The sequence below is a fragment of the Mucilaginibacter sp. genome (assembly GCF_041663085.1).
Taxonomy (GTDB): domain Bacteria; phylum Bacteroidota; class Bacteroidia; order Sphingobacteriales; family Sphingobacteriaceae; genus Mucilaginibacter.
In genome coordinates, this window is sequence record NZ_JBAZRC010000175.1 from 1 (window position 1) to 9,630 (window position 9,630).

Here is a 9,630-nt window from a genome sequence, read left to right on the forward strand (position 1 = left end):
AAAAACAGCGCCAAAAGCATTGCTGGACAAGTTTAGTATCACCCCCGAAATATATAACGATTATAAAGTACTGCCACGCCTGCTGTTTGGCCAATACCTTGCAGCGCAATTTGCCCTGTTACAACAAAAAGCAGACGAGGCGGACATTGAATATACTATCCATTACAGCAGCCCCGTAACCGACATTATAGACCTGCCCGAACAAAACCTGGTACGCGTTAAAATTGCGGGTGGCACATCGTTCGAATTTGAGCAGGCCATTATTTGCACCGGGCACAACTGGCCTGTAAAACACGAGGGCAAGGTACCCGGTTGGTTCGATTCGCCATACCCACCAACAAAGCTGGGTTTACAGTTAAACCATGCAGTTGCCATAAAAGGAGCATCGCTTACAGCCGTTGATGCCGTACGCACCCTTGCCCGCCATAACGGGGTATATTTTAAAAATAAAGCAGGCAAACTTATTTATCAGCTATCGCCCAACAGCGAAGGATTTAAAATGGTGATGCATTCGCGCCACGGTATGTTGCCTGCCGTTAGGTTTCACCTGGAGGATTCGCACCTGCAGAATGACTCATTATTAACCGATGAGGAAATAGAAGCACATATTAAAGGTAATAATGGCTTCCTTTCTCTCGATTTTATTTTTGAGCAGGATTTTAAAGAGCCCATACGCCAAAAACAACCCGTGTTTTATGAATACATGAAAGATATGGGTATGGAGGAATTTGTGGGTGCCATGATGGCGTTACGCGAACAAGCCGACCCTTTTGAGCTGATGAAAGTTGAATACGAAGAGGCAGCCCGTTCCATCAAAAAACACGAATCTATTTACTGGAAGGAAATGCTGGGCGTTTTAAGTTTTGCCATGAACTACCCTGCCAAACACTTTTCGGCCGAGGATATGCAGCGGTTGCAGAAAACACTGTTGCCGCTTATCTCCATTGTAATTGCCTACATCCCCCAAAGCTCGTGCGAGGAGTTTTTTGCCCTGCATGATGCCGGCCTGCTTGAGCTGGTTGACGTAGGTAACGATAGCGATGCCGAACCCGACGAAAAAGGCGGCGCCAATTATTATTATACAGACGGGAATGGTAAAAAACAATCAACGTACTATAATACCTATGTTGATTGTTCGGGCCAGCCTCACCTTTCTTATGATGATTTTCCGTATGAAAGCCTCAGGGCTGCGCATGTCATTACTCCTGCTAAACTAAAATTCAGGGATGCAGCCGAAGGTAAAAAAGCCGCGCAGCATGATAAACATACCGTGTCAGAAGTTGAAGGCAAATACTATTTAAAAGTACCAGGTATTGCCATCAATGATGATTTTCAACCTGTAGGTGGGCTTGGTGAGGTTAACAACCGCCTTTATGTAATGGCTGTGCCGTATATTGGCGGCTACAACCCCGACTACTCGGGGCTTGATTTTTGCGAGAAGGCTTCAGACACTATCGCGGAAAGCATTTTTAAAACTTGATAACAAAGCATGAACCAGCATACTCCGGCACAGAACCTAAAACTTTATATGTTACTTTTAGGCTCTAAAGCCCCCGGCAGGCATGTAGAGCAGCACGATTATTTCTTTGGGATAGCCGCCACCTTAAAAGACCTGATACCCGATATAAAAGCCTTTTGGCGCGGCACCAGCGCAAACCTGCATATTGATGGCTGGCGCGAGGTGAACGCCGTTGAAGGTTACAGCATAAAAGTGGTGCCTAAAGAAGAGGCAGATACTACCTCGCCAAACAAATTATTCTTCATTAACCTGGGTGGTTACCAGAGCGGCAAACTGGAGGAGCAGCATTACGTGGTGCTAACCGTAAAGAACGACCGCGCGCTGGCCATACAGGAGGCTAAGAAAACGGTGTTCTTCCGCGAGAATACCATTGCCGGGATGAAAGGCGCCAACTCGCATATTGATGACAAGTACGGCATTGATGTGGATGATATTTATCGGATAGATGAGATGCTGAACCCGGCGATGAAAGATAAATACCATATAGCGATAACCCCTGTAGAGGGATTGCCCGAAGACGAGATCCATTTAGGGTACTTTAGGCTGGATAAGCTTTAATGGGGTAGATATTACACCGCCATAACAGTTATGTAAGCGGTATATCTTAGTTTAGCGGCATTATAATATCCCCTAATGATAAAAGCTTATAAACTATATACCGGCCATGATGGCCACTCGCATGTACAAACAGGAACAGTAAACGAAGGCGTTTTTAACCAGGCATCATCCATCAGGTTCCAGGAATCGCCGCCGCACTCGTTTTATGATTGGCACAACGCCCCTGCCGAGCAATACGTGATCACCCTATCGGGCACGCTTGAATTTGAAACCCTACCCGGCGAAACTTTTATTGTAAAACCCGGCGAGATCTTGATAGCGTTGGATACAACCGGCACCGCCCACAAATGGAGACTGATTGACGACGAACCATGGAAACGGGTGTACGTACCGTTCGACCCATCGCACCAGATAAATTTTATACCAGACGAGGGCCAAACTGAAAAATAAGAAACCTATGATACGCCCCGCTCAACCTACCGATGCACCTGCTATAGCACGCCTGATTATACTGGCTATGGGCAAGCTGGCAGCCAAATTTGCCAATAACAGCGAAGAGCAAAAACAACTGGATCTGTTTGAGCGCTTTGTTGCCCTAACCGGTAACCAGTACAGCTACACCAATATTTTGGTTTGGGATGAAGCACATGATGTTTGCGGAATGATCATGGCTTATGACGGCGCAAAGCTGGATGAATTGCGTAGCCCGTTTCTGCAATATACCACTACCCAACTGGGTTTTACCGGCCAGCCCGAAGACGAGACCCAGCCCGGCGAATATTATATTGATTGCCTGGCGGTAAACCCGGGCCATCAGGGCAAAGGCATCGCCAAAAAACTGATCAACGCCTTGTTTAAACGTGCTGCCGAACTAAACCACCAAACCGTTGGCCTGCTGGTGAGCAAAGGTAACGACAAAGCCAAAAAACTTTACACCAGTCTGGGTTTCGAGGTTAAAGGCGATAAGGCTTTATTGGGCGGGGTGCATGAGCATTTGCAGCATCGGTTATGATGATATAATCCATCAAAATAAGGGTTTATGCTATTCTGCGTACGCCGATATCCTATAATTTTGGTGTACCAATTAGATGCTATAACAATAGCTATCCAAACCTATATCATACCGAAAATGAAATATCCCTCTACCCTTTTGCTAATACTGCTTAGTTTAAACCTGGTGGCACAAAAAATAACGCCCATGGCTGACTATGCTGTTATAAAAGGCCACATCAAAAACAATACGGAAAACCTTTGGGATTTTAGTCAGACGGGACTTTTAAGTTACGCCACCTTATCTGTCCCTGTAGATAAGAGGGGAGATTTCATCAAAAAAATTAAAGTAGAAGGCGAGGCCATGGATGTATTTATCCGGCCCGGCAGTCGGCTTATCTTTGTAAAAAAGAACGATACCCTTACCATTAACTGGGATGCCAATGATATCCGCAATACGTTTTCGATATCATCCGGCAACCGCGACAGGAACCGCGATCTTCATAACCTTGCTATGCTTGACAGCACCTGCGGTGAAGCTTATGGCACCCTGCAAAACTCGTTATATCAAAAGGGCCTGACGGATTCGGCCAGGTTTTCGGCTATCAATGAACTTTATAATAAAGAAATTGAAACCCTGATAAAAGATGGCGTTTATACAGGTTCGATAAAAATAGCAATTGATATCTATTTTAAATATACCCAGCAGATGTTTAGGCTGAAGCTTTTACCACGTTATGAGCTATATATTGAAAAGCCTTCCCAAAACAGTGTTTTTATCCCTGTCATCACGCAAAAAGGAGCTTATGCAATTGAGTCGGAAGAATGGTTCAGGCTTAGTTCTACCTATCGCGATTTTATATTTGATTACGTAAGGTTCTTTAAACCTCTTAAATCTGCATCAGTAATGGGAAGCCCCGCGGAAACTGCGAAAAAAATGCTTCCCTTCTCTCCCGCCTGGCAAGAATATTATACCGGTTTAAATTCACTTTACATAACCGAGGTAAGGGACTGGTTTAGTACCAAATGCATCATGGGCAGCTTTTACTACTACTCGTTTACCGAAAGCACAGAAGTGTACAAGGATTTTATAACCAAGGTAAAAACGCCATATTATGCCGATACCTTAAAACAGTTTTACCAAAACATACAACGCCTTAAACCAGGCATGCCGGCACCTGGCTTTACACTTAAAGACGACAACGGCAATATGGTGTCCTTAGCCCAGTTTAATGGCAAAACCGTTTATATTGATTTTTGGGGTGTAGGCTGCGGCCCTTGTATTTATGATATCAAAAATAGCGTACCCGCGCTGCACGAAAAATACAAGGACAAGAACATTGTTTTTATAAATATATGTGTTGACAGCGACGAGCCCACCTGGAAAGAAAGCCTCAAAAATTTAAACCTGCATGGCATTAACCTGATTGCCCCCGGCTGGAATAAACACCCGATGGTAAAATCATACAATGTAAACGGCATACCGCATTATTACCTGATTGATACCAACGGAAATATTGCCGAAAACAACAGCCCGGGGCCAACCGAAAAGGAAGCCCTTTATGCCAAGCTCGATGAGATCTTAAAAGCCAGGTAGGTAATCGTAGGGGTTTAAAATTGTAGCCGATTAAATGATCCGCCCAAGTATCTGATCGCGTAGTTGCCTGCTGATAGCATTTTTAAAACTTAAAGGCAACCTACAACAGGAAAAGGCAGCATCTAAATGTTACCATATTTTATGGCTTGATAATTAATCATTTAGCTTTAAAACGCATTTACAGACAATTTAACGACAAACTTTAAACAATAATAGCGTGTTTTCTAACGTCTCTATAGGACATCGACTCACAACTACAAGCTATGAAACACAAAATTAAACTGCCCGATGGAACAGCACACCTTATTGAAATTACAAGTGCCTATTTTAAAACCTGGCATGTTTGGAACGTAAAATTCGCCGATGGCAAAGCCGCCATGCTTTTTAAAATGGGTAGCGAATGGATGCAGCGCAACGAAGACTTTTTAGACGAACACGTAGTAAACGCTATTGGCAAACGCATAGATACCATCCTGCAAAGGCGTAATATGCTGTCGTTTTAATTTATGCATCTACTATTTTCACACTTAGCAAAAATGCCGTGTAACTCATTAAAAGCTTAATACAATATTAGGTAGCGCGGCTATTGCCAACAAAATCTACCATTATGGTTGTATCAACACATACCGCAAAACACAGAACAGAACATTTTGAAAGGGACATCCCCTGCCCGGCCTGCAGTAAAACACATGTGCAGCGGATCCATCGTAACTCCCTTCTTAAAACGTTGTTATTTTGGCTGCCGTTTAAAAGATACAAATGCTACCACTGCGACTATAAATTTTACAAACTGGTTTAGTGTAACGAAAGATAACCACTCTTTACCAGGATATTATTTAGAACGAATGAGAGATCTTCTGCCGGCAGTATTAACTGGCCCGGCATAGAAGATTTCTCACCCTCCTTTTCACGGCCCATCCGCCCGCCTGGGAGATAACATTCCCTCTTTAAAACACTGCCTTCACTAATCTGCAAACTCTGCTCCGCTCATTTGCATAACCTCGTATTCATCAGGCTGTTAAACTTGTATCAAACAAAACAAACACCTCCCATGAAAACGTTAAAATTATCCATCGCTGTGCTGCTTACCCTGGCTATATCGGCCTGTAGCCAAATGAAAACTATAGGCCAAAGCATGCAAATGCCCGCCGCTATTGATAATACCCTGCCCCCGCCCAGCGGAACCTACTTTATTGTAAATAACTCAAAGGCACTTACACCGTGGCAGCCCACCGTTGCCCAGAATGTATTTTTGCAACCCTACAATGGCAGCGGCACCCAAAAATGGGAAGTAAAACAGTATAAAAGTAAAAAGGGTATCAGCTATACCATGCGCCTGGCCGGTACCGATAACATGTACTTTCAGCCAAACGCGGTTAAAGACCATACCCCAATGATAGGCCCTGCCGGCCCGGGTACAAGTTTCCGGATAGTAGCCGCGCCCGGTGCCGGGCAATGGTACATTAAAAGCACTTTTTACAATGGCGATGCCCTGCGCAGCTTTGTGTTCAGCCCCAACCTGCCAACCGAGATCCGTTTTGAGGCACCCGAGCCTACCGATAAATTTATGTGGAAATTAATCCCAACAGGTAATGATTAATGAGTGGTATTTAATTGAGCAAAGTTAGTAGTTACATCATTGATCAGTTTTTAGTAATGCAAGCGGAAGGGGGGGCTCTTTCGCTTGTTTTTTTCAAGGCCATAACACCATAAAATACAGTGGCTTACTGTAATTCCTTTTTTTTAGATATAATCATGAACAAACTGAACAGATTATTTTCACCTGCTTTATAGCTTTATCCTTTTTTAATCTTTACATTGTATTCCAACCAAAGGAGTAACCTCTCCTGTTTGCTCATCGCTATTATGGTAAACGTTATTGACCCTCCATTTTCTAAGACAGATAACCTCCAAAATTTTCAGGATGATGCGTTGTTCCGCAAACTGATAGAACATAGCTATTCGGGCGTAACGCTGTTAGACAAAAACCTCCGGATAATTTATCGAAGCCCTTCTGCCGAGCGCATAGTAGGCTGGAACTTAAGTGACCGTTCGGCAATAAGCCTGGAAACCCTGACGCATTCCGATGATATGGAACTGGTACAACAAACGCTCAAAAATGTATTTTTAAGCTACGGCGAACCAATAGAGTGCACCTTTAGGACCAGGCACCATAACGGATCATACATCTGGCTGGAATGTACTTTCGCTAACATGTTTCATGAAAACGATATAAACGCCATTGTTTGCCATTTTAAAGACGTTACCCTGCAAAAAAATGAAGCAAAAAAACTGCATCATACCCTGCAGGAACTAACGGCCTATAAATGCGCGCTTGATGAATCATCAATAGTTGCCGTAACAGATCAAAAGGGCATAATAAAGCATGTAAATAATAAGTTTTGCGAAATATCTAAATACAGCAGGGATGAGTTATTAGGCCAGGACCACCGCATCATCAACTCGGGCTATCATAGTAAAGATTTTATACGCCAGTTATGGATAACCATAGCCGGCGGCAACACCTGGAAAGGCGAAATAAAAAATAAAGCTAAAGATGGCAGTTACTATTGGGTAGATACCACCATTGTACCCTTTTTAAATGATGCGGGCAAGCCCTACCAGTACATCGCCATACGGTCAGACATTACCGAACGCAAGCTTAACCAGGAGCAGATCATTGAAAATAGCCGGTTCATTAAAACCGTTACAGATAATGTACCCGCTATGATAGCCTACTGGACGGCCGACCTGCAGTGCCTGTTTGCCAATAAGCCAATGTTAGATTGGTTTGAAATGGAACAGGAAGAAATGCTGGGTATAGATAAGCAAGCCCTGATGACAGGCGATGAATTTGCAACCTACATGCCTTATATTCAAAACGTACTGGCGGGCAGGCCACAAAGTTTTGAGCGCACCTTTACCAAACCCAATGGCAATATTATTTATACGCATACACAATACCTGCCCGACAGGCAAAAGAACGGCATAGTTAAGGGCTTTTACTCGCTGATATATGATGCCAGCGAAATAAAGCTAACCGCCCGGGCGCTGCAAAAACAAACCGAGCAGGTTAAATACCTGTTAGAAAGCATTACCGATGGCTTTATCGGTTTAGATAACAACCTGTGTTACACCTATGCAAACCGGCAGGTTGGTAAAATGCTGGAGTGCAACCCCGAAGAATTGATAGGGCGGTATATTTGGGAAGTATTCCCCGATGCTGTGGGCTCGGCAACCTACCATGCCATACAAAAAGCTTTTGCCGAAAAAACCTTTGTTTGTAACGAAGATTATTACGAGCCGCTAAAACTATGGCAGGAGAACCGCATCTATCCAATTGATAACGGCCTGTCGATATTCATCCGCGATATTACAAAAGATAAAGCAGAACGGCAGCATCTTAAACTGCTCGAATCTGTAATTACCAATACCACCGATGCGGTTATCATTACCGAAGCTTACCCGCTTGATGAACCCGGGCCACGCATCATTTACATAAACGAAGCCTTCACAAAAATGACCGGCTACCAGCCTGAAGATATCATTGGCAAAACGCCGCGCATTTTACAGGGTCCAAAGTCTGACGGGGCAGAACTGGCCCGCTTAAGCAGCTGCATACGCAATTTTGAAACCTGCGAGATCACCACCATCAATTATAAAAGAAATGGCGATGAGTTTTGGGTTAACTTTTCGGTAAGCCCCGTTGCTAACGATAAGGGCGAATACACCCATTTCATCTCGATAGAGCGCGATATTACCCTGCAAAAAAAAGAAGCTTTACAAAAAGCACAGCTATCAGAAGCAGTTACCGCATCATTAAAAGAACGCAACACCATACTGGAAAGCATTGGCGATGCTTTTTTTGCTGTTGATAAAAACTGGATCGTTACCTACTGGAATAAAATTGCCGAAGATATATTACATACGCCAAAAGCCGGCATACTCAACAAAAACCTGTGGGAGGTATTTGCCGACGCTGTTGACACAAAATCGTACATTAATTATCAAAAAGCCATAAAAAGCCGCAGGCCTGTACATTTCGAAGACCATTACCAACCATTTAACAAATGGTACGAGGTAAGCGCGTATCCCTCTAACGAGGGGCTGTCTGTTTATTTTAAGGACATTACCGACAGGAAAACATCCGAGATACTCTTAAAAACATCCGAAAAAAAGTATAGCGAACTGTTTAACCTTAGCCCGATGCCCGTATGGGTTTTTGACGTTAGCACCCTGAATTTTTTGGATGTAAACGCCGCCGCTGTAAAAAATTACGGCTACACGCGCGAGGAATTCCTGTCTATGACCATACTTGACATAAGGCCCGCAGATGATGCCCCGCTGGTACATAGGGCAATTGATAACGCCGGGAAAAGGAAACAACGTTTTGTACACCAGGGCATTTACCGCCATCAAAAAAAGAGCGGCGAAATTATAAAGGTTGATATACTTAGTAACACCTTATCATATAAAGGCAAAAGCGCAAAAGTTATTATTGCCAACGATGTTACCGAGCGCTTAAGGTACATTAGCGCCATTGAGAGCCAGAACGAAAAATTGCGCGAGATATCATGGATACAATCTCATATTGTGCGGTCGCCGTTGGCGCGTATCATGGGGTTGGCGCCTTTAATAAGCGAGGCAAAAGGCCTATCAGACGACACGGCAATTATGCTGAAATACCTGCTTACATCTGCCAATGAGCTTGATGATGTGATCAAAACCATCACCGATAAAACCGCCAAGGGCGATTATAATATTGATCATAATTAAATCGTTACTTTTGAAGTTAAACATACCCCTTAATAATATCATGAAATACACCGCATCACGCCTGTCAGAAGGTAATAAGCTTTTCCCCGCGCAAATCATTGTAGAGCCTACCGGCATCACCATCAAAATTCCCGGCCTGTTCAGCGGCGACGAAACCTCTGTGGCTTACGATAGCATTTCGGCAGTTGAG

8 protein-coding genes are annotated in these 9,630 nt (G+C 43.8%); all 8 read left to right on the forward strand.

Translation table 11 applies throughout. The features are described 5' to 3' along the window. Positions 1 to 1,480 (forward strand): FAD/NAD(P)-binding protein (locus WC615_RS21015; RefSeq protein WP_372980018.1); only part of this gene is annotated, 1,480 nt, incomplete at its 5' end. A 9-nt stretch (positions 1,481 to 1,489) separates the two neighbouring features. Continuing rightward, positions 1,490 to 2,077, forward strand: coding sequence for a DUF1543 domain-containing protein (locus WC615_RS21020; RefSeq protein ID WP_372980019.1), 588 nt, complete (start codon positions 1,490 to 1,492; stop codon positions 2,075 to 2,077). Between the two features lie 75 nt (positions 2,078 to 2,152). Beyond that, positions 2,153 to 2,527, forward strand: coding sequence for a hypothetical protein (locus WC615_RS21025; protein WP_372980020.1), 375 nt, complete (start codon positions 2,153 to 2,155; stop codon positions 2,525 to 2,527). Positions 2,528 to 2,534: 7 nt separating this feature from the next. After that, positions 2,535 to 3,089, forward strand: a complete 555-nt coding sequence (locus WC615_RS21030; RefSeq protein ID WP_372980021.1) for a GNAT family N-acetyltransferase — start codon at positions 2,535 to 2,537, stop codon at positions 3,087 to 3,089. Between the two features lie 117 nt (positions 3,090 to 3,206). Beyond that, complete coding sequence (locus WC615_RS21035) at positions 3,207 to 4,664, forward strand: TlpA family protein disulfide reductase (protein WP_372980022.1); 1,458 nt, start codon at positions 3,207 to 3,209, stop codon at positions 4,662 to 4,664. Positions 4,665 to 4,927: 263 nt separating this feature from the next. Continuing rightward, positions 4,928 to 5,167, forward strand: coding sequence for a hypothetical protein (locus WC615_RS21040; protein ID WP_372980023.1), 240 nt, complete (start codon positions 4,928 to 4,930; stop codon positions 5,165 to 5,167). A gap of 548 nt (positions 5,168 to 5,715) precedes the next feature. Beyond that, a complete protein-coding gene (locus WC615_RS21045) occupies positions 5,716 to 6,264 on the forward strand; it encodes a hypothetical protein (RefSeq protein WP_372980024.1) in 549 nt (182 codons plus the stop codon). A 266-nt stretch (positions 6,265 to 6,530) separates the two neighbouring features. Further along, positions 6,531 to 9,440 (forward strand): PAS domain S-box protein, encoded by a 2,910-nt coding sequence (locus tag WC615_RS21050; RefSeq protein ID WP_372980025.1) that lies wholly within the window; start codon positions 6,531 to 6,533, stop codon positions 9,438 to 9,440. Positions 9,441 to 9,630: the final 190 nt, after the last annotated feature.

Bases quoted from the DNA above. Each gene is read 5' to 3' on its own strand.
- WC615_RS21020 (WP_372980019.1), top strand. From the start codon at position 1,490: ATGAACCAGCATACTCCGGCACAGAACCTAAAACTTTATATGTTACTT.
- WC615_RS21035 (WP_372980022.1), top strand. From the start codon at position 3,207: ATGAAATATCCCTCTACCCTTTTGCTAATACTGCTTAGTTTAAACCTG.
- WC615_RS21045 (WP_372980024.1), top strand. From the start codon at position 5,716: ATGAAAACGTTAAAATTATCCATCGCTGTGCTGCTTACCCTGGCTATA.
- WC615_RS21040 (WP_372980023.1), top strand. From the start codon at position 4,928: ATGAAACACAAAATTAAACTGCCCGATGGAACAGCACACCTTATTGAA.
- WC615_RS21050 (WP_372980025.1), top strand. From the start codon at position 6,531: ATGGTAAACGTTATTGACCCTCCATTTTCTAAGACAGATAACCTCCAA.
- WC615_RS21025 (WP_372980020.1), top strand. From the start codon at position 2,153: ATGATAAAAGCTTATAAACTATATACCGGCCATGATGGCCACTCGCAT.
- WC615_RS21030 (WP_372980021.1), top strand. From the start codon at position 2,535: ATGATACGCCCCGCTCAACCTACCGATGCACCTGCTATAGCACGCCTG.